Origin of the sequence: Achromobacter sp. ACM04 (assembly GCF_014851465.1) — a bacterium.
GTDB lineage: Bacteria > Pseudomonadota > Gammaproteobacteria > Burkholderiales > Burkholderiaceae_B > Achromobacter > Achromobacter aegrifaciens.
The window spans coordinates 1,084,178-1,103,844 of sequence record NZ_JACUZS010000003.1 but is presented as its reverse complement, the minus strand read 5'-3'; the positions used below and the strand labels follow the sequence as shown (position 1 = coordinate 1,103,844).

At 65.8% G+C, this 19,667-nt stretch carries 21 protein-coding genes and 1 tRNA gene; 11 read left to right on the top strand and 11 right to left on the bottom strand.

Translation table 11 applies throughout. The features are described from left to right. Positions 1-9 precede the first annotated feature (9 nt). The 3 genes from IB259_RS21440 (at position 10) to IB259_RS21430 (ending at position 4,416) form a co-directional block, all read left to right on the top strand. On the top strand, positions 10-1,290 hold the full coding sequence (locus IB259_RS21440) for an arsenic transporter (protein WP_054451123.1): 1,281 nt from the start codon (positions 10-12) through the stop codon (positions 1,288-1,290). Positions 1,291-1,434: 144 nt separating this feature from the next. After that, complete coding sequence (locus IB259_RS21435) at positions 1,435-2,661, top strand: YeeE/YedE family protein (protein WP_119450519.1); 1,227 nt, start codon at positions 1,435-1,437, stop codon at positions 2,659-2,661. Positions 2,662-2,745: 84 nt separating this feature from the next. Continuing rightward, positions 2,746-4,416 (top strand): FMN-binding glutamate synthase family protein, encoded by a 1,671-nt coding sequence (locus IB259_RS21430; RefSeq protein WP_175181688.1) that lies wholly within the window; start codon positions 2,746-2,748, stop codon positions 4,414-4,416. Positions 4,417-4,434: 18 nt separating this feature from the next. Here the strand turns inward: IB259_RS21430 and IB259_RS21425 are convergent, their stop codons facing one another. Together IB259_RS21425 and IB259_RS21420 are read right to left on the bottom strand one after the other, a co-directional pair. Next, the gene (locus tag IB259_RS21425; protein ID WP_125473629.1) at positions 4,435-5,862 is read right to left on the bottom strand and encodes a phospholipase D-like domain-containing protein; all 1,428 of its coding nucleotides are present in this window, start codon (positions 5,860-5,862) and stop codon (positions 4,435-4,437) included. Positions 5,863-5,930: 68 nt separating this feature from the next. Continuing rightward, positions 5,931-6,266 (bottom strand): YqjD family protein, encoded by a 336-nt coding sequence (locus IB259_RS21420; RefSeq protein WP_054451119.1) that lies wholly within the window; start codon positions 6,264-6,266, stop codon positions 5,931-5,933. Positions 6,267-6,686: 420 nt separating this feature from the next. Here IB259_RS21420 and egtD point away from each other — a divergent pair, with 420 nt between their 5' ends. The 3 genes from egtD to IB259_RS21405 all read left to right on the top strand — a co-directional run bounded on the left by egtD (position 6,687) and on the right by IB259_RS21405 (position 9,218). Then, on the top strand, positions 6,687-7,664 hold the full coding sequence (gene egtD, locus IB259_RS21415) for an L-histidine N(alpha)-methyltransferase (protein WP_192330065.1): 978 nt from the start codon (positions 6,687-6,689) through the stop codon (positions 7,662-7,664). 35 nt (positions 7,665-7,699) lie between these two features. Further along, a complete protein-coding gene (gene egtB / locus IB259_RS21410) occupies positions 7,700-9,016 on the top strand; it encodes an ergothioneine biosynthesis protein EgtB (protein WP_125473627.1) in 1,317 nt (438 codons plus the stop codon). 125 nt (positions 9,017-9,141) lie between these two features. Beyond that, a tRNA-Met gene (locus IB259_RS21405) sits at positions 9,142-9,218 on the top strand. Between the two features lie 84 nt (positions 9,219-9,302). Here IB259_RS21405 and IB259_RS21400 read toward each other — a convergent pair. The 3 genes from IB259_RS21400 to IB259_RS21390 all read right to left on the bottom strand — a co-directional run bounded on the left by IB259_RS21400 (position 9,303) and on the right by IB259_RS21390 (position 10,968). After that, positions 9,303-10,211 carry a hypothetical protein gene (locus IB259_RS21400; RefSeq protein ID WP_054451116.1) on the bottom strand — a complete coding sequence of 303 codons (909 nt, stop codon included), beginning with the start codon at positions 10,209-10,211 and terminating at the stop codon, positions 9,303-9,305. A 187-nt stretch (positions 10,212-10,398) separates the two neighbouring features. Then, positions 10,399-10,590, bottom strand: coding sequence for a hypothetical protein (locus IB259_RS21395; protein ID WP_054451115.1), 192 nt, complete (start codon positions 10,588-10,590; stop codon positions 10,399-10,401). Between the two features lie 129 nt (positions 10,591-10,719). Next, a complete protein-coding gene (locus IB259_RS21390; RefSeq protein ID WP_192330063.1) occupies positions 10,720-10,968 on the bottom strand; it encodes a hypothetical protein in 249 nt (82 codons plus the stop codon). A gap of 262 nt (positions 10,969-11,230) precedes the next feature. On the opposite strand from IB259_RS21390, the gene IB259_RS21385 reads away from it, so the two are divergent. Beyond that, positions 11,231-11,422 carry a hypothetical protein gene (locus tag IB259_RS21385; RefSeq protein WP_054451113.1) on the top strand — a complete coding sequence of 64 codons (192 nt, stop codon included), beginning with the start codon at positions 11,231-11,233 and terminating at the stop codon, positions 11,420-11,422. Between the two features lie 29 nt (positions 11,423-11,451). Here the strand turns inward: IB259_RS21385 and yddG are convergent, their stop codons facing one another. Next, positions 11,452-12,360 carry an aromatic amino acid DMT transporter YddG gene (yddG, locus tag IB259_RS21380; protein ID WP_054451112.1) on the bottom strand — a complete coding sequence of 303 codons (909 nt, stop codon included), beginning with the start codon at positions 12,358-12,360 and terminating at the stop codon, positions 11,452-11,454. Between the two features lie 154 nt (positions 12,361-12,514). Here yddG and IB259_RS21375 point away from each other — a divergent pair, with 154 nt between their 5' ends. After that, positions 12,515-12,787, top strand: a complete 273-nt coding sequence (locus tag IB259_RS21375; protein ID WP_054451111.1) for a hypothetical protein — start codon at positions 12,515-12,517, stop codon at positions 12,785-12,787. Positions 12,788-12,798: 11 nt separating this feature from the next. Here IB259_RS21375 and IB259_RS21370 read toward each other — a convergent pair whose 3' ends face one another. The 5 genes from IB259_RS21370 to IB259_RS21350 form a co-directional block, all read right to left on the bottom strand. Continuing rightward, positions 12,799-14,373: a diguanylate cyclase gene (locus tag IB259_RS21370; protein ID WP_054451110.1), complete on the bottom strand. Its 1,575-nt coding sequence runs from the start codon at positions 14,371-14,373 to the stop codon at positions 12,799-12,801. Between the two features lie 243 nt (positions 14,374-14,616). Next, positions 14,617-14,838, bottom strand: a complete 222-nt coding sequence (locus IB259_RS21365) for a hypothetical protein (protein WP_054451109.1) — start codon at positions 14,836-14,838, stop codon at positions 14,617-14,619. Positions 14,839-14,955: 117 nt separating this feature from the next. Then, positions 14,956-16,047, bottom strand: a complete 1,092-nt coding sequence (locus IB259_RS21360; RefSeq protein ID WP_054451108.1) for an AI-2E family transporter — start codon at positions 16,045-16,047, stop codon at positions 14,956-14,958. Positions 16,048-16,101: 54 nt separating this feature from the next. After that, positions 16,102-16,815 carry a DUF3053 family protein gene (locus IB259_RS21355; protein WP_119450575.1) on the bottom strand — a complete coding sequence of 238 codons (714 nt, stop codon included), beginning with the start codon at positions 16,813-16,815 and terminating at the stop codon, positions 16,102-16,104. Between the two features lie 155 nt (positions 16,816-16,970). Further along, positions 16,971-17,486, bottom strand: coding sequence for a GNAT family N-acetyltransferase (locus IB259_RS21350; RefSeq protein WP_225590494.1), 516 nt, complete (start codon positions 17,484-17,486; stop codon positions 16,971-16,973). 90 nt (positions 17,487-17,576) lie between these two features. Here IB259_RS21350 and IB259_RS21345 point away from each other — a divergent pair, with 90 nt between their 5' ends. From IB259_RS21345 to IB259_RS21335, 3 genes are all read left to right on the top strand, one after another. Continuing rightward, positions 17,577-17,936: a hypothetical protein gene (locus IB259_RS21345; RefSeq protein ID WP_119450525.1), complete on the top strand. Its 360-nt coding sequence runs from the start codon at positions 17,577-17,579 to the stop codon at positions 17,934-17,936. Between the two features lie 666 nt (positions 17,937-18,602). Further along, positions 18,603-18,884: a hypothetical protein gene (locus IB259_RS21340; RefSeq protein WP_054451105.1), complete on the top strand. Its 282-nt coding sequence runs from the start codon at positions 18,603-18,605 to the stop codon at positions 18,882-18,884. A gap of 84 nt (positions 18,885-18,968) precedes the next feature. Further along, positions 18,969-19,661: a cytochrome b/b6 domain-containing protein gene (locus tag IB259_RS21335; RefSeq protein WP_054451104.1), complete on the top strand. Its 693-nt coding sequence runs from the start codon at positions 18,969-18,971 to the stop codon at positions 19,659-19,661. The last annotated feature ends 6 nt before the right edge of the window (positions 19,662-19,667 follow it).

Here is a 19,667-nt window from a genome sequence, read left to right as displayed (position 1 = left end):
TTCTTCATCATGCTGCTCGCCGTCGCCATCTTCGTACTTACCATCACGCTGGTCATCTGGCAGCCCAGGGGCCTGTCGATAGGCTGGAGCGCCGTGCTGGGCGCGGCGCTTGCCCTGGCCACGGGCGTGGTTCACCTGGCCGACATCGCGGACGTCTGGCGCATCGTCTGGAACGCCACCGCCACCTTCATCGCCATCATCGTCACCAGCCTGATCCTGGATGAGGCCGGCTTTTTCGAATGGTCGGCGCTGCACGTGGCGCGCTGGGGCGGCGGCCGCGGCCGGCTGCTTTTCGTGTTGATCGTGCTGCTGGGCGCCGCGGTTTCGGCGCTGTTCGCCAACGACGGCGCGGCGCTGATCCTTACGCCCATCGTCATGGAAATGCTGGTGGCGCTGGGCTTCGGCCCCGGCGCTTCGCTGGCCTTCGTGATGGCCGCGGGCTTCATCGCGGACACGGGCAGCATCGCATTGATCGTATCCAATCTGGTCAACATCGTGTCGGCCGACTTCTTCAATATCGGCTTCGGCGAGTACGCATCGGTGATGCTGCCGGTAAACCTGATGGCCGTGGCGTCCACGCTGGCGGTACTGCTGCTGTTCTTCCATCGCAGCATTCCGCCGCGCTACGACGTGAGCCAACTGCCCGCGCCCGCTTCCGCGATCCGCGACCTGACCACGTTCCGCGCCGGCTGGGTCGTGCTGACCCTGCTGCTGGCGGGCTTTTTCATCCTGGAACCCATGGGCATCCCGGTCAGCGCCATCGCCGCCGTCGGCGCGCTGGGCCTGCTGCTGATCGCGGGACGACAGCACATCGTCGGCACGCGCCGCATCATGCGCGAGGCGCCCTGGCACATCGTGGTGTTCTCGCTGGGCATGTACCTGGTGGTGTATGGCCTGCGCAACGCCGGGCTGACCGCGCACCTGGCGCAAGTGCTGGACCGGTGCGCCGAGTATGGCGTCTGGGGCGCGGCGATGGGTACGGGCCTGATCACCGCCTTCCTGTCGTCCATCATGAACAACCTGCCCACCGTGCTGGTGGGCGCGCTGTCGATTGCGGACACCAGCGCCACCGGCGCGGTGAAGGACGCGATGATCTACGCCAATATCATCGGCAGCGACCTGGGCCCCAAGATCACGCCGATCGGCAGCCTGGCCACGCTGCTGTGGCTGCACGTGCTGGCGCGCAAGGGCCTGCGCATCACCTGGGGCTACTACTTCAAGGTAGGCATCGTCCTGACCCTGCCGGTGCTGCTGCTGACGCTGGCCGCCCTGGCTTGGCGCCTGCAATAAGCGCCTATATAGCTTTTAGTTATATAAAAGGCATTAATTGGTGGTTTGATCCAAGCGTCCACCGCTTTAGACTTTCAAGCATCACACGGGTGCCTGCGCGCGCCCGTTTTGCTTTCTTACGTATCAAGATCCCGGGACTCGCCCATGAGCACCAACGCCTCGACTCTCCCCCTGCCTACCTCGGCCCTGCCGCCCATCCAGATCAACCGCAAGCCGCTGTGGATCGCCGTGCTGCTGGTGCTGGCAGGCGCCCTGTACCTGCATGAGACCGTCAGTTGGCGCCAGGGCGCGCTGTGGGTCGTCGGCGCGCTGCTGGGCGTGACCCTGTACCACGCCTCCTTCGGCTTCACGCAGGCCTGGCGCGTGTTCGTGTCCGACCGCCGCGGCGCGGGGCTGCGCGCGCAGATGCTGATGCTGGCCGCAGGCGTGCTGCTGTTCTTCCCCTTCCTGGCAGCCGGCACGTTGTTCGGCCAACCCGTCAGCGGCTTCGTGTCGCCCCCGGGAGTCTCTGTCCTGCTGGGCGCCTTCCTGTTCGGCATCGGCATGCAGCTGGGCGGCGGTTGCGCCTCGGGCACGCTGTTCGCAGTCGGCGGCGGCAACACGCGCATGGTGGTCACGCTGCTGTTCTTCATCATCGGCTCGGTCATTGCGACCGCCAACTTCGGCTGGTGGTCGAACCTGCCGGCGCTGGCGCCGACCTCGCTGATCAAGACCTGGGGACTGGCGCCCGCGCTGGCCATCAACCTGGCCGTGTTCGCGCTGATCGCGTGGGCAGCCACGGCGTTGGAGAAGCGCCGCCACGGCCATGTGATTTCGTTCGCCTCGCGTACCGCGCGCCCGGCGTCCCTGCTGCAAGGCCCCTGGCCGCTGATCTGGGGCGGCGTGGCGCTGGTAGTGCTGAACTTCGCCACGCTGGCGCTGGCTGGCCGCCCCTGGGGCATCACCTCCGCCTTTGCGCTGTGGGGCGCCAAGACCCTGGACGCCTTCGGCGGCGACGTGGCCACCTGGGCCTACTGGGCCAAGCAGCCCTCGCTGGCCGCGCCGCTGCGCCAGGACGTCACCACCGTCATGGACATCGGCCTGATGCTGGGCGCGCTTGCCGCCGCCAGCGCCGCCGGCAAGTTCGCCCCCATCTGGAAGGTGCCGGCCCGCTCGCTGGCCGGCGCCGTCATCGGCGGCCTGCTGCTGGGCTATGGTTCGCGCCTGGCCTTCGGCTGCAATATCGGCGCCTATTTCAGCGGCATCCTGTCGGGCAGCCTGCACGCCTGGCTGTGGCTGCCGGCCGCCTTCGCCGGCAGCGCCCTGGGCGTGCGCCTGCGCCCGGCCTTCGGCCTCGCCGTCGAAAAGACCCCAGCGGCGTCCAGCTGCTGAGAAACAGTATTCCAGGACTGTCCGCCGGCACAGGGGGACAGCTCCTGGTGTATGGTTGCTCCATCCCGAAATACGGAGATGGACATGAGCTGGATTTTCGGCCGCTACACGGCTTTTTTACTGACCCTGATCGGCGCCGCAATCACCGCCGCCCTGGCCGCGGCCAGCTCGCCCTGGTGGCTTTGGCTGGCCGTGCCGCTGACGCTGCTGGCCGCGCTGGGCGTCTATGACCTGGCACAGACACGCCACGCCATCCGCCGCAACTATCCGGTCCTGGGCAATCTGCGGTTCCTGTTCGAATTCATCCGGCCCGAGATCCGCCAGTACTTCCTGGAAGACGACACTCAGGCCGCGCCGTTCTCGCGCGCGCAGCGCTCCATCGTCTACCAGCGCGCCAAGCGCGAGATCGACAAGCGTCCCTTCGGCACCCAGGAAGACGTCTACGGCGATCGCTACGAATGGATCAACCATTCCATGTCGCCGTCGCAAATCCCCGACATCGACTTCCGCGTCACGGTGGGCGGCCCCGAATGCAAGCAGCCCTACTCCATGTCCGCGTTCAACGTGTCGGCCATGAGCTTCGGCGCCTTGTCGGCCAACGCCGTCCTGGCCCTGAACGAAGGTGCGCGCCAGGGCAACTTCGCGCACGACACCGGCGAAGGCGGCATCAGCCGTTATCACCGCCAGCCGGGCGGCGGCCTGGTCTGGAACATCGGCTCTGGCTACTTCGGCTGCCGCGACGAACACGGCGCTTTCTCCGAAGAGGCCTTCGTCAAGAATGCCTGTACGCCGCAGGTCAAGATGATCGAGATCAAGCTGTCGCAAGGCGCCAAACCGGGCCATGGCGGCATCCTGCCCGCGGGCAAGGTGACGCCGGAGATCGCCGAAGCGCGCGGCGTCGTGGCCTGGCAGGACTGTAATTCGCCGGCCACCCATTCCGCCTTCGATTCGCCCATCGGCCTGATGAAGTTCGTGGCGCGCCTGCGCGAACTGTCCGGCGGCAAGCCGGTGGGCTTCAAGTTCTGCGTGGGCCACCCTTGGGAGTGGTTCGCCATCGTCAAGGCCATGCTGGAAACCGGCATCACGCCGGATTTCATCGTGGTGGACGGGGCCGAGGGCGGCACCGGCGCCGCGCCCGTGGAGTTCGTCGACCACGTCGGCACGCCGCTGCGCGAGGCTCTGCGCCTGGTCCACAACACGCTGATCGGCGTGAACCTGCGCGACCGCATCAAGCTGGGCGCGTCCGGCAAGATCATCACCGCTTTCGACATGGCCCGCGTCATGGCCATGGGCGCGGACTGGTGCAACGCCGCGCGCGGCTTCATGTTCGCCATCGGCTGCATCCAGGCCCAGGCCTGCCACACCGGCAAATGCCCCACCGGCGTCACGACCCAAGACCCGCTGCGCCAGCGCGCGCTGGTGGTGCCGGACAAGGCGCAGCGCGTGGCGAACTTCCACCGCAACACGCTGCATGCACTGGCGGAACTGCTTGCCGCGGCCGGCCTGACCCACCCCGGCCAGCTGCGCCCGCACCATATCGCGCGCCGCATCTCCTCCAGCGAAATCCGGCTGCTGTCGGCCCTGTTCCCGGAACTCGCGCCCGGCGAACTGCTGCGCGGAGAATTCCGCCACCAGGTGTTCCGCGCGGGCTGGGCCATGGCCCAGGCCAGTTCGTTCCAGCCTACCCACGACATCACAACCGCATTGGCGCAAGAACATGCCGCCCATGCCACGCCGGCCGCCGCACAGGTCTGATCCGGCTGGCGCCGGGCGCTACAGCCAGCGCTCGAACATGCGCGAGAAGAACTCCATCGAACGGTCACCCACGCCCCTGGCCTGCCAGGCCTCGGGCGTGATCCGCACCGACTCGGCGAGATCGCGCTGGAACAGTGCCTCCATTTCGGCCGCGAATTCAGGCCCCAGCACTACGGCATTGATTTCGTAGTTCAGCGCAAAGCTGCGCCAATCCAGATTGCTGGACCCCACCGTGGACCACACGCCGTCCACCACCGCAGTCTTGGCATGCAAGAGCGCATCGCGCCGCTCGTAGATTTTCACGCCGGCCCGCAGCAGGTCCGTATAGTGCGAGCGTCCCGCATGGAACACCAGCGACGAGTCGCTGAAGCCAGGCAACACCAGCGCCACGTCGACGCCGCGCCGGGCCGCGTCCGTCAGGACTTCGATGAAGGCGGGATCCGGCACGAAGTACGCCATGGTGATATGGATGTATTCCTGCGCGCTTTCAAACGCCGACATCAGCGTCAGGTAGACGGTGTAGCCATCGCTGCGATCCGGCTGATTGGCCAGTATCCGCACCGTCGTTGCACCCACGGGCGGCGCCACCTGTGAATCGCCCCCCTTGATCGGCTCCTTGGACTGGGATTCCCAACCCGCGCGGATGACCTGCTCCAGCTGGGCCACTGCGGGCCCTTCGATGCGCAGATGCGTGTCGCGCCAGGGCGCCGCCTTGGCGTCTGTGGCTGCCGGTGAATCGGCTTTGCCGGCGCCCTTTCCCGACCCCGACCCCGAGCCCGAACCCGAACCTGATCCAGATCCTGGCGAGGACTCGTAGACGCTGCTCACGTTGATGCCGCCCAGATAGCCGACCTTGCCGTCCACGACCAGCACCTTGCGATGGTTGCGTTGGTTCGGCGACCAGCCCGCACGGCCGCTCGCCGGGTTGACCGGATTGAAGATCGCGACTTGTACGCCCGCATCGCGCAGGCGCTGGAACAAGGCATCGGGCGTCTTGATCGTGCCGACCGCGTCGACCATCAAGGACACTTCGGCGCCGCGGTTGCGCGCCGCAATCAGGGCTTCGGCAAAGCGCGAACCCTCGGCATCGTCATCGAAGATATAGGTTTCCATGTGCACGTACCGGCGGGCCTGCGCGATGGACTGCAGCATGGCGCGGTAGGTGCTGGGGCCGTCCGCCAGCAGCCGGACACGGTTGCCGGCCACCAACGGCGCGCCGCTGACTGCCTGCTCGACAGCAAGGTGACGCGCGAGAAAATCGCTCTTGGGAGTCCGCGGATCGGCGGCGATGCCCTGCCCGCGGCGATAGCTGTCTGACGCCGCGTCGGCCGACAGACTGGCCTGCGATGCGCGCGCGCGGCGCTCCTGCGAGTCAGGAACGCTGGCGCAGGCCGCAAGCAAGACCGCGCACACCAGCGGCAACAGGAGCCGGCGTGCGCGGGCCATCCACGGCCACCAATCCCGCCGCAATCCCGACCGGCGCGCAGCCCCGGGCGGCTTCATGGCGTCAGGGCTTAGCGGCGGCCGCCCGAGGCCAGGAGGCAGCCTAGCAAGGCGCCCACCAGCGCCGCTACGCCCACCGACTTCCAGGCATGTTCATGCACGTACTCGTCAGCATAGGCGGTTGCGCGGCGCGCGCGTTCCCGCGCCGCGCCCTCCCAATCGCCGGCGGACTCGCGCGCGTCGGCCAATTGGCGCTTCAGGCGAGCTCGCGCCGACTCGATCTCGGAGCCCGTATACGACGCCGTCGACCGCAGCAGGTCTTCCGTACCCGCCAGCAATTCGTGGAAGCTGTCGCTCACCCGTTCACGGTGCAGGGCCATTTCGGCGCGTTGATGCTTTCGGTTCATGGTCGCTCCTTGTAATTGTCGGGCCTCGCGGAGTCGGGCCGCCTGATGCGATGCAACACGCCGCATTCACGTACCTGTGCAACGCAAGATGCCATTGTGACCCCCATCGCCCGACCCCGCCCGAGCTTTGGCAACCAGCCGTAAACCGATATTTCAACGCAAGCAAAAGTATCGCGTGTATCCGCTGCGACGCCCGGTGGCCGGTCTCCTCGCAAGCCTCTTCCAAATTCGTAAAAGTCCATTGCATTCAGCGGCTTGGCGCTTGACACCGGCCCCGCCCTGACGGCCACAATAGACTTTTGCAATGCGCCAGAACCGCCTGGTCTGAGCCTCCCAACGCCGCGCCTCCCGACCGCCAGCCGCCCCATCCGAGGCGCCCCGGCGACGGGCCGTCCCGACGACAGAAAAGGAACAGGACGCATGGTTTCGCCTTCCGCACTGTTTGCCCCCGCCGCGCCGAAATTCATCGCGCAAGAGTCGCAGCCTCCCAGCGCCGAGCAGCTTGAACTGCACGAAGGCTTGGTGGCGCGCCACGCGCACATCGATCCCAAGTTCCTCTATGACGCGCTGGGTTCGGCGCTCTTCACCGCCATCACGCAGCTCCCTGAGTACTACCCGACGCGCTGCGAGTCCGAGATCTTCCAGCGCCACGGCGCCGATATTGCGCGCCACGTCGGACCGGTGCTCTCGATGATCGACCTGGGCGCGGGCGATTGCGTCAAGGCTGAACGCCTGTTCCCCAGCCTGCGTCCGCGTCATTACGTGCCCATCGACATCTCGGCCGACTACCTGCAAGCGGCAGTGCGCCGCCTGCAGCTGTCCTACCCCGACCTGCAAATCACCGCCCTCGGCCAGGACTTCACGCACGCGTTGGCTCTGCCGGCCAGCATTCCGGCCGAACAGCGGCTGTTCTTCTATCCCGGCTCCAGCATCGGCAACCTCAGCCCCGCGGACGCGCACGCCATGCTGCGGCGAATCCGCGGACAGTGCGCGGGCGGCGGCTTGCTGGTGGGCGTGGACCGCGTCAAGCCCAAACAAGTGCTGGAGCCCGCCTACGACGATGCGCTGCACCTGACCGCGGCCTTCAACCTGAACCTGCTGCGGCACGTGAACAGCGTGCTGGACGCCGATTTCGACGTGGACGACTGGCGCCATGTGGCGCTGTTCAACAGCGCCGACTCGCGCATCGAAATGCATCTGGAAGCGTTGCGCGCAGTGCGCGTAGCCTGGCCAGGCGGCGCACGCGCGTTCGGCGCCGGCGAACGCATCCACACTGAAAACTCCTACAAGTTCACTCCCCAAGCCTTCGCCGACCTGCTGCAAAGCGCCGGCTACCGCGACGTCGCGCACTGGTCGGATTCCCGCGGCTGGTTCTCGATTTTCAGCGCCCGCGCATAACCCGGGCCTGCCCTCAACGCCACTGGAGGATCGCCATGGAACCTGCGTGCCTGCTGACTCACCCTGCCACCGGACCTTACGCTGCCGGCCAGGCGGGCCAGCACGACCGCTACGATGCGGTGCGCTCGACCAGCACGGCCCTGGCCGCCCCGCTGAGTCCCGAGGATTGCCAGGTGCAATCCATGCCGGACTGCAGCCCGGTCAAATGGCATCTGGCCCACACCACCTGGTTCTTCGAGACCTTTCTGCTGACACGCTTTCACCCGTCCTATGCGGTCTTCCATCCGCAGTACCGCATGCTGTTCAACTCCTACTACAACGCCGTCGGCGCCAAGCATCCGCGTCCGCGCCGCGGCCTGCTGTCGCGTCCCGCGCTGACGGAAGTGCAGCACTACCGCCGGCATGTGGACGGCGCGATGCATGAACTGATCTCGCGGCTGGGCGGCAACGATCCCGCCTTCGACGCCTTGTTGGAACTGGGCCTGAATCATGAGCAGCAGCACCAGGAGCTGATCCTGACCGACCTGAAGCACATGCTGTCGGCCAACCCGCTCAAGCCGGCCTACGTCGCACCCGGCCCGCCTGCACTGCCGCCCTCCACACCCGCCGGCTGGACGCGCTATGCCGGCGGCATCACCCGCATCGGCCATGACGGCAATGGCTTTGGTTTCGACAACGAAGGTCCGGCCCATGACGTGCTGCTGGCCCCGTTCCACCTGGCCGACCGGTTGGTGACCCAGCATGAGTACCTGGCCTTCATCCGGGACGGCGGCTACAAGCGGCCCGAACTCTGGCTGTCGCTGGGCTGGGACATGGTCTGCGCTGAAGGCTGGCGCGCGCCGCTCTACTGGGAAGGACAGCGCGACGATTGGCGCATCTTCACGCTGCGCGGCATGCAGGAACTCGAACTGCAGGCGCCGGTCACGCACGTCAGCTATTTCGAGGCCGATGCCTACGCCCGCTGGGCGCGCGTGCGGCTGCCGCGCGAAGCCGAATGGGAACATGCCGCCCGCCAACTGCCCGAAGGCGCGCTGGCCGGGCGCGCCAACATGCTGGAGAACGGCCACCTGGACACGCGCCCGGCCCCTGCGCGCAACGGCACGGGCGGCCCCGTGCAACTATTCGGCGACGCCTGGGAATGGACCTCCAGCGCCTACGACGCCTACCCCGGCTTCAAACCCGACAACGGCGCGGTGGGCGAATACAACGGCAAGTTCATGTGCAACCAGTACGTCCTGCGAGGCGGCTCCTGCGCCACGCCCAGGGACCACATCCGCCCCAGCTACCGCAATTTTTTCCCGCCCGAGGCCCGCTGGCAGTTCTCGGGCATCCGGCTGGCGCGAGACGCCTGAAGCGTTTCTTTAAAATTTGATCGCTGATCGCTTGCACGCATCAAAAATTTCGTGCTAGAATTTCGTTCTTCGTTGATCACTGATTGCGACACAGATGTGACGCAAATCCAGGGATTAATCGAAATGGCGCATTAGCTCAGCCGGTTAGAGCGACGGAATCATAATCCGCAGGTCCCCTGTTCGAATCAGGGATGCGCCACCAAGATTCAAAGCCCGGAACCACTTTGGTGGCTCCGGGCTTTTTCGTTGTGGCGCCCGATCTCGGCGCATTCGAAGCCCCCTATCTTCAGGGCAACCGCACCGCGTCGCGCCGCCTCCCGCCCCAGGTCGCCGCCAGACTGGCCACGAAGGCGCCGATCAGCATCGAGGCGAAGCCCCACAGCGCGAATGCTGCCGCGGCCTTGCGGGCCTGGTCTGCGGCCTCCTTGGCCTTTTGCCGGGCGTCGTCGGCAGCCTGTTTCATGTTCTGCACGGCCTGCTCGACGCGGCGCTGCGCCGCCGCCGGCTCCATGCCGGTCTGCGCAGCCACGACCTTCACGACATAGTCGCGGTCCTCGCCCGTCATCGAGCCGCGCGCCGCGCTCATCGCCATGATGCGGCCCACCTCTACTCTCGCGCCGTTGCGGTCGGCGCTGGCGTCGGGCCGTTCGGAGCGCAGCAAGGCGTCTGAAAAGTAGCCCTGCATCTGCGACATTCCCTCGCTCCCGCCCGCGGCAGCGGCGGCCGTCGCAGCCGTGCCGGCGCCGGCCGCCACGGCTGCGCCCGCCTTGGCGACGCCCGAAGCCAAGGCCGCGATGGACGCGCCCAGCAACACGGCGCTGACGACTGCGCTCAACGCCCACACCAGAAAGCCGTGCGCTGTGTCGCGGAAGTAAACCTCGTCAGAGTGCACGTCGACCCATTTGGTGCGCAGCCGCCCCGCGACGTAGCCGCCGATGCCGTAGGCAACGATCTGCGTGGCCAGCATCCACACGATGAGGCCGATGCCTATTGCAGGCGCAGTCGCGCCCTCGCCGCTCCAGGGTGAAACAGAAAGAAAGCCCAGCCCCGTGCCGCCAGCGAACAACGCCAGCGAAAGGGCTGCAGCGATGACCGCCCCCGCAATCACGGCGGCCCAGGACACGGCCGAGATGGCGGATTCCCTCGGCGGCACGCCGCCGGGATAGGGCTGGCTCAATGAAGTTGCGTTTTCCATGGATCTGTTCCTTGTTCACGGTTCATCGCGGCTGCTCGAATACGTGCCGCCGCGGCGGAAAACCTCTCGGTTCAATGCCAAAAAAGCGCCAGCAGAATGATGATGGGAATGGGCACGCCCAACAGCCACAGCAAGATGGAACGCATAAAGCCTCCTTGGATGATGTCCTGCGCGTTGCGCGCAGCGCTCAGGCCAGGTCGATCGTGCCGGGCGCGCGCGGATTCGGCGGCGGCTGCACGGGATCGATGACGTCGGGATCTCTGCGCGGCCGCGTCGGATCCAGCGGCGGGTCGTCCGGCGGCGGATTGTTGGGAAAGGCGGGATCGTCGGGTTCGGGCGGGTCGCCCCCGCCGGGTTCGCGATGCATGGACTGGGACATGGCTTGCTCCTGAAAGCGGCGCCAGGCGCGCCGCCCTGTCCCATCAGCAAACCGCATTCCCGGCCCGTTGCGCGGGAATGCAAAAAAGCCCTCTGTGCGAGGGCTTTCAGGCGTGCGCAGCCGGCGGGGTCAGGATTTGCTCTTCCCTTCCCTGGCCGGTTCGGCGGCTTTATGCCCGCCGCTGCCCAGGAACTCAACGACGGCGGCCTTGCCCGCGGTGGAGGCTTCGTCCTGGCTGGCATAACGCCTGGGCGAATAATTGGTGCTGCGCACATTGCCGGATTCGGGATCAAACAAGGTGATGATCCAGGCGAATTCTCCCGGCATCAATTGCCTGACTTGCAACGTGGCGCGCGTGCCTGGGCGCAGTTGCGGCATGGGGCGGCCTTTAACGTGACTTGACGCCGCCATCGTAGCGCAAGACGCGCCGGCGCAAACCCGGCGCTGGCGACACGGCCATGAATGCTGCGACCGCACATGAATTCATGCTGCACACCCCGCAGCAAAAACACCACAAACCGCGCATTGCGTCAGGAAAACCCTAGGGCCTGTTGCGCCAATACAGGCGCACAATCAATACAAACATCTAGACCGCTCAGCGGCAGCCGCATCCCTTTAATCAGGCGAGGACGGAGACAACATGACTTATGTAGCAGTGGTTATCAGCTGTTTGATGGTTGTGGGTATCGTCGCGTTGGTGATTCAAACGGTTCAAAGCGCAGGGTCCGAACCCTGGCTGAGAATCTCGGCGGCGATTACCAGTTCCTTGTTTGCTTCACTCTTGTTGATTCCGCTCGGATACGCGGTCGCGCAGACCGTGCTGATCGAATAATTCCATCATTGCAATGCATGCGCCTGGGGCTACGCGCCCCGGGCGGCTTTGCCGCGCGTTGCGGCCCAGCACAGCAGCGACCCGGCGGTCACCATGGCCACGCCCTGCCAGAACGACGCGGTCAGGCGGGTCGACAGCCACACCGCGGCAAAGAATGTTGAAAAGACCGGGGTGAAGTAGGACGCCGTGGCCAGCAAGGTCAGGTTGCCTTTGAGTATCCCTACGTTCCACAGCGCATAGCCCGCTGCCATGGCGCCGCCGGTCACCAGCAGCTCCAGCGTGGCGGGCCACGTGAAGGCCAACGCAGGCTCGGCGCCCGACAGGTACTTGATCCACAGGGCAAGCGCGGTCAGCATGAAGAACAAGGCAACGCCGTTCTTGCCATCGGCGAATCGCGTCGTGACGTTGCAATAGACGGCCCAGATCACGGCGCCGCTGAAGGCCAGCCCATAACTGAGGGGATTGCTGGACACGTTGGCGAGGGTGCGCTCCCAGGATAGCCCGCCGGATCCGCCCAGGACCCAAACGATGCCGGCAAGCGACAGCAGTATGCCGGGCACTACCCACGCATTGGCGCGCTGGCCATTGATGAGCATGGCCAGAATCACGGTAAAGCAGGGCCAGAGATAGTTGACGATACCCAGCTCGATCGCCTGCCCCCGATTGGCGGCGAATCCCAGGGAGAGCGAGAGGCAGATCTCGTAGGCAACGAACAGCAGGCTACCGACGATGAGATAGGAACGCGGAAAGGTCCGCAGCTTCGGAAAGCCCAGCAGCAGCACCAGGAACGCCGAACCGGCCGTGTAAATGAGCGCGGCGCCGCCGACCGGCCCAAAGCTTTCGCTGACGCTGCGGATCAGGCCGACCACGGTGCCCCATAGCAGCACCGCCAGCAAGCCCAGTGAAGTCGCCGTGTTCCGGCTCAGGGAGAGTTGCATTACCGATTCCGATTGCCCGCCTTGGGGCGTCAAGCCGGGCAGTTTAGCGAAAAGCCGCACGTCCCGCGGCGGCGCTCCGCCTTGCAATGAAGCCAGCCCCCCCCCGTATTCAGAATGCCCGCCAGAACAATGCAGAAAAAGGAGCAAGCGCCGCATGACCATATCCACACGCAGATTGAGCGACGTGCTGGCCAGCACGGAATCGGGCCGGCTCTACCGGATTGAGGTGTTCTTGCGGGCGGAAATGCCGGGAACAGCCGCGGCCCGGCCTAGCGCGGCCCGGCCTGACGCGGCCCGGCCTGACGCGGCCCGCTACATACACCGCACCACCGAGGGGGAGCTGGTGTTGCCGCTGGACCGGAACCGGTACAGGCTGAAATCGGGCGAAGTCCTGACCGCCCTGGCGCCGCCGCTCTCCGAGTCCTGAGGCGCGCGGAGCTACTGGTCCGCCTCCACCCTGCGCTTGCCCTGTCCCTTGGCCTTGTACAGCGCCCGGTCCGCGCGCTCCAGCAATTCGCGCACGGTGACGCCGGATTGCGGATACACGGCAATGCCCACGCTGGCTGACACGGCGACAGTGACGTCGGGATACGGCAGGGACAGGTTTTCGACCAGCGCCTGCGCGACATGCCCGGCGTTTTCCTTGTCCGCGCCCAGCAGCAGGACCGCGAATTCATCGCCCCCAAGCCGCGCCGCCACGTCGGACACGCGGATCGCGTCAGCCATGCGCTCCGCCGCTTCCTGCAGCACGGCATCGCCGGCGGCGTGGCCATGCAGGTCGTTGACCGCCTTGAAGCCGTCCAGATCGATCGCCAGGATGGCGAAGGATTCGCCGCTGCGCTGCGCCACCGCCAGCTCGCGCAGCACCAATTCGTTGAACAGCACGCGGTTGCACAGGCCGGTCAGCGGATCGTAGTGCGCCAGGTGCTGGGCATGCGTCAGCATGCGCGAGGCCTGTACCAGGGCGCCGCCCACTTCCGCAACCTCTTTGACGCGCGTGCCCGGCACCGTCACCGCATGCCCCTTGCCCAGCGCCAGCGCCGGCGCGACCAGGCTCTGCACGGACGAGGTCAGGCGGCTGGCCAACCGCAAGGCCAGCAGCAAGCCCAGGCCGAAGGCCAACAAGGTGCCCAGGGCAATCCAGGCGATGGAGCGGTAAAGATCCGTGGTCAGCAGACTCATCGGCGCGCCGGCGGCAACCGTCCAGCCGGATAACGACGAGCGGCTGAAGGCGGTGTAGACGGGCGTGCCTTCCTTGGTAATGGTTTCCAGCGAGCCCTCGCTTTCCTGCTGCACCGCCCGCGCCAGTTCGGGAACGGCCTTCTGGCCCACGAATTTCGAGGTGTCTCGTGTGCGCGCGAGGATCGTGCCGCTGTCGTCCAGCACGGCTGCCACCCAGCCGTCCGGCAGGGCGCGCCTGCCCAGCAGATTGCCGATGCGTTCAGGCAGGATGCCAACGTTCAAGCTGTATGCGACCTCGCCGTTGCGCAGCACCGGCACGCCCAGCGCAATCAGGGGGCCTTGATTGACCCTGCTGGTGAACAGCCCCGTCAGCACCGCCGTGCGCGTCTGGAAAACGTGGGCCAGCTCGGCGGACGCGCCGGTCGGCGGCAAGGCGTTGCCGAACGGCACGGACGTATTGATCAACTGGCGGCCATCCTTGTCGGTCAGGACATAGCTGTCGATGATCTGGAAACGCACGGATTCACGCGCCCGCCGATGAAAACCGGCCAGATCGCCGGCGACGAGATCTGGCGACGATGCCAGCATTTGCAGGCCGGCCTCGACGCCGGTGAGTTCGCGGTCGAGAATCGCGGTGAGATTGCGCGCCAGGAATATCGTGTCGCGGAAGATCCGCTCTTTCTGGATGACGTAGCTTTCGTAGACCGCCACGGATGCCATGACCAGCGCGGGCGTGATACACGCGAACACGAGTGTGAGCAGGCCCGTGCGCATGGAATAGCGGCGCGGCCGACGCGTCCGCGCGACGGCCAGGCTCTCGGCGTCAGCCACGGGGGCCTCGCCTTGCGACGTCCGCAAACGTCGGCCTGCCGATCGAAACCACACCTCTGGACCCATGCGCCTCCCGATACGCTCCGCTCGGCCCACGGCCAGAGGACGAACGAACGTCAGAAATTATTGCAGAAGTTCGCAATCGCACAATCCGCGCCATGGGAATCCCCTCGCCGCGTCAAGACGGATGTGGCGTAACTGGCGCGTCCCCAATTTACTACAGAGGCGCGCCGCCGGGTACGTCTACCGGTCTTCCAGATCCGGGGTGCCGGTGAACTGGGTCTTGAGCAGCGTCAGCGCCCCTTTTTCAGCCAGCGCCTCATTGGGAAACACATGCTTGGTGTCTTCCAGCACCGGGAATCCGAAGACCCGCACCCGGGCGTGGTAGCCGTCGGGCGTCTCGGCGAATTCGATGTCGAAGTTGCGTTCTTCGATCCAGCCCGATCGATGCAGTTTCCATTCCATGTCCGACGCGCTCCCGAAAAGTCGAGGTTGATACGACAGGCCGGCTCCGATGGAAGCCGGCCTGCTACACCATACACCCGTCTTGCAACGGACGGACTGGCGGGCGATCCGCCGCGCCTACTTTCGGGCGCGCGACTTGTCTGCGGCGTCGTCCGCGAATCCTTCCACCGGCGGGGCAAACAAATCCCAGCTTGCCATGAACAGCGCGGCAATCAAGGGGCCGATCACGAAACCGTTCAGGCCGAACAAAGCCATGCCGCCCAGCGTGGATATCAGCACCACATAGTCCGGCATCTTGGTGTCCTTGCCGACCAGAATGGGGCGCAGCACGTTGTCCACCATGCCGATGACCAGCACGCCGAAGAGGATCAGCACGACGCCTTTGATCGTGGCCCCGGTCAACAGGAAGTAGATCGCGACCGGAGCCCAGATCAACCCCGCGCCGATCGCCGGCAGCAAGGACAGAAAGCCCATGATCACGCCCCACAGCAGCGCACCCTGGATCGACAGGATCGAGAAGATGATGCCGCCCAGCGCGCCCTGCGCCGCGGCCACCGCGACGTTGCCCTTGACGGTGGCGCGCACCACGGTGGTGAACTTGCGCAGCAGATGCTGCTTGTGCGTGTCGCTCAGCGGCATGGCGCGCTTGAGCCGCGCCGATAGCTGCGGGCCGTCGCGCAACAGGAAGAACAGCAGGTACAGCATGATGCCGAAGCTGATCACGAACTGGAACGTGTCCTGCCCTATGTTCAAGGCCTGGGTCGCCAGGAACTGGCTGGCCTGCATGGCGCCCGCGCTGAGTTTTTCCTGCAGGCTCGGTATGTCGGCCAGGTCGAAGCGCGACAGCAGATCATGCACCGACGGCGGCAAAGCCGCCATGGCCTGCTGGAAATAGTCGCCGAAGTTGATCTGCCCGGACTTGACGCTCTGATAGAGGTTCGCCCCTTCGCGCACCAGCGATCCGCTGATGACGATGAGCGGCAGGATCACCAGCAGCAGCACCAGCAGCAAGGTGATCAGCGCGGCCAGGTTGCGCCGTCCGCCGATGCGCGCCACCAGCCGGCGCTGCAGCGGCGCAAAGATGATGGCAAGGACAGCGCCCCAGAAAACAGCGCCGTAGAAAGGCCACAACAACCAGCCGAATGCGATGGTGACCACCACCAGCAGGAGCAGAAAGGTTCTGTAGTGCATGCTGGAAGATTCGCTCATATTACGTCCCAGGCTCGGCTGACGCCGCGAGACCCGCATTGTACAAAGCGCCGTTCAGCGGGCGTCCTGCGGCTGCCCGGCAGCCTGGCGCAAGGCGGCGCGCGCGTGCTCCAGAACATCCGACTGCGCGTTCAATCCCTGCAGGCGTAGGTTCAGCTCCTGCTGCAGCGTGGGCGTGGCGACACGCGCCTGCCCGTCCGTCAGCAGGATGTCCTGCGCATGGGCGGCGACGAAATCCGCCACGCCCAGCGCATCGCGCGCCACCGCGTCCATGGCGGCCGCGGCATCCAACACCTCGGCCGCGGGCGCCGTCACGGCTTCGTCATAAACACCGTCGTAGACGGGTGCCAGATCGGCCGGGAGCGCCAGCGCCGCACGCGCCTTATCCGCCTTGGCCTGGGCCCGCTGCACCTCGGCTGCCTGCTCGGCCAGCGTCTTGCGCGCGGCCTCCAGGCGGTCCCGCCGTTCCACGATATCGGCCACGGAACGCAGGGTCTCGGCTTCCGACGCGTCACGCATGGACGCCGCTGCCTGCGTCAGGATTTCCTGAAAATCGGCGATGACCTCATAGGCATCGGCATAGCCGCCGATGGCCTCCTTTTCAGGTTCGCTCAGGCTGCCGATGGGCAGCAGCGACGCGCTGTTCATCCGGCTTTGCAGCAGCTGGATGAAGGCGGCCCGCTCCTGGGGTTCCTTGTTGACGCAGGCCGACAGAAACAGCATCGATGCCATCGCCAGGCCCAGCAGGCAAGCTCGCAGCAATGCCATGCCCATCCTCCTTGCATGCGGGTTCGCGAAACCGGCGCCGCCCGCGAACCGGGCGGCCGCCCTCCGGCAGATTATCCCGAAGGCGCTTTCCGACGCTGCCAGCGGGCGGATTTTGTTGCTATCGAAGCGTGTTGACACAGGGTGCGCCGCCCGCATCATGGCTCCAGGGGATACGCCATGGCGCAGCGGCGGGCAGGATCAAAACCCATGGCCGCCTCATGGCTCAGGCGCGTCCGCAACCCGGGCGAGAGTTCCCCTGTCGCGACGTCGACGAAACCTTGCCGCAGATAAAACGGCCTGTTCCAGGATAGTTCGCGGTCGGTGGTCAGCACCACGAACCGGTAGCAGCCGGCATTGCGGGCATGCGCACACACGGCGGCCAGAAGCGCCCGGCCCAGGCCGCGCCCCTGCCACGGCAGCGCTACCGCCATTTCGGCCAGGTAGAGATCGCCATCCATGGGCCGGGTCAGCGCAAAGCCTGCGGCTTGGCCCTCGCCTTCTACGATCCAAAGCAATCCGGCCGCCTGCGCCTGCGCCAACTCGGCGTGCGGCGCCGTATCGTCGCCGGCGGCCCACGCCATGTGCGTGCCCAGGAAGCGCCGCGCGGCGGAGCGTTCGATATCGGCCAGGCTGGCCAGGTCTGAAGGTCGTGCGAGTCTGATCATAGGCATGGCAGTATGCCTGATGCGGGCCCGTAGTCCGATCCCATAAAATGGCGTTTTCCGCCATTACGGCCCTGCAACACAGCTCAGCCCCAAGACATGACTCAAAACGCCACCTCCGATACCTGGGGCTTTGCCCATCCCGATTGCCGCGGCGCGGCCGCCCTGCTGTTCTTCATGACCGATCTGGCGCGGGTGGTCAACCAGTACCTGAGCCCTGGGCAATTGTCCGACGAGGCGCTGGCCGACGCGCAAAAGGCGGTCGACGCCTTGCTGGCCCGCTATGTGGAGATCCAGGCCGCCCCCGAAGCCTTCGACAACGAGCGCATCGAACTCGCCCTGGAAACCGAAAACCAGCCGGACGGCCAGACCAGCGCGCAAGTGGCGCTGCGCATGTCGCCGCGCCTGGAAGGCCTCATCATCGAAGCCCAGCGCCAGGCTCGCCCGGCAACCCATTAAAGGCCAAGGACGGGGGAGGAGTCTCCTCCCTACCACAAAACACTTGCCAAAAGCATCAACTGCCTGTAATATTACCGGTTGAGTTCTGCCGTTTTCGCCAAATTCCATACGAAAAAACGCGGTGATAAACGACGGCGCTGGCACTGAGGCCTGTACATCAGCCCCTCCCCAGACGCCGAAGCAGACCCTCGAAAACATCCAAGCCCAAGCATCCCGTCCCATTTGCGAAAACCGCAAATCCGGATTGCGGCCTGGAACAAGACGCCTTCGCCAAACCGCCAGTCCGGCTTGGCAAGAAGCAACAAGACAATCAGCGGCGCTTACAACACGCGCAAGCGACGATTACCGATAACCGCGCCGCAATCAGCAGGGCCTGCCTGTCCTGCACGAACCCTCGGGCCGCGCACGTCCGCACGCATGCTTTGCGCATGTTTGCGCATCGCGCAGCCCGAAACGATGCTGTCCCGGACTGATGGACAGCATTGCGCCGCCTGGCCGTGCGCGCAAAACATGAGAATGCGCAAAAGGACGGCGGCAAATATGCGTTAGTGTCACGACACGCCTGTCCGATTCGATACGGCTGGCAGCGGCACGCGGCAGGAATGCTGCACGCCACGCGACCAGACGCGGCTTTTCCCATAACTAGAAACCAAGAGAACAAACACCATGAATACTCGTTTCACGACTTCGGACCTGATCCGACGCCCGGCCCATACCACGCTGGACAACATGCCGATCCATATCGGCGACATCGTTTACCTGAAGCCCGCAAATGGCCCGGAAATCCGCGCCACGGTCATCTACAACGCGCCCATCGATGGCACGACCACCTACACGACGGAAGTCGTGCCCTGCGGCGCACCCGCGCAAAAGGCCCCCGGCCAGCGCATCCGCTTCCGCCATGAGCACGTGCATCGCATCGAACCGGTGCGCAGCGCCACTCACTGAAGCGGTACCCCGCCCCGTTGCGCCAGCAACGGGGCAATTTGTGCGTGATAAAGTCCCCGGCAATACAGCCCTGGCGATCCCACCATGCAGAACAACCGTCTCGCGGTCCACATCTGGGACCTTCCCACCCGCCTCTTCCATTGGGCGCTCGTCGTCTGCATCGTCGGCGCGTTCGTCAGCGTGAAGCTGGGCGGCCTGTACATGGACTGGCACGTGCGCTTCGGCTGTACGGCGCTGGGCCTGATCCTGTTTCGCCTGCTGTGGGGATTCGTCGGCCCGCGCTACGCCCGCTTCTCGCACTTCGTGCGCGGCCCGGCGGCCGTGGCCCGCTATCTGAAGGGCGCCGCGGCGCCCGCAGGCCACAACCCGCTGGGCGCGCTATCGGTGCTGGCGCTGCTGCTGGTCATCGGCTTCCAGGCGCTCAGCGGCCTGTTCACCACCGACGACATCATGACGCAGGGCCCCTTGTTCGGCCACGTCAGCGAATCCATTTCCGCCGCCATGACGTCCTGGCACAAGCTGAACGAGTGGGTCATCCTGGCCCTGGTCGCCCTTCATATTGCAGCTGTGCTCTGGTACGCGCTGGTGCGCCGCAAGCGCCTGGTGCGCGCCATCATCACCGGCAAGGTCGATGCCAAGGACGTGCCCGCCGGCACGCCCCCCACGCAGGACGGTTTCGCCGTCTGGCTGCGCGCGCTGGTGCTGGGCGCCTGTGTCACGGTCCTGGTACTGTGGATCCGGTCGCTGGAAGTCGCGGCCGACATGTCTTTTTCCTGACGGTTC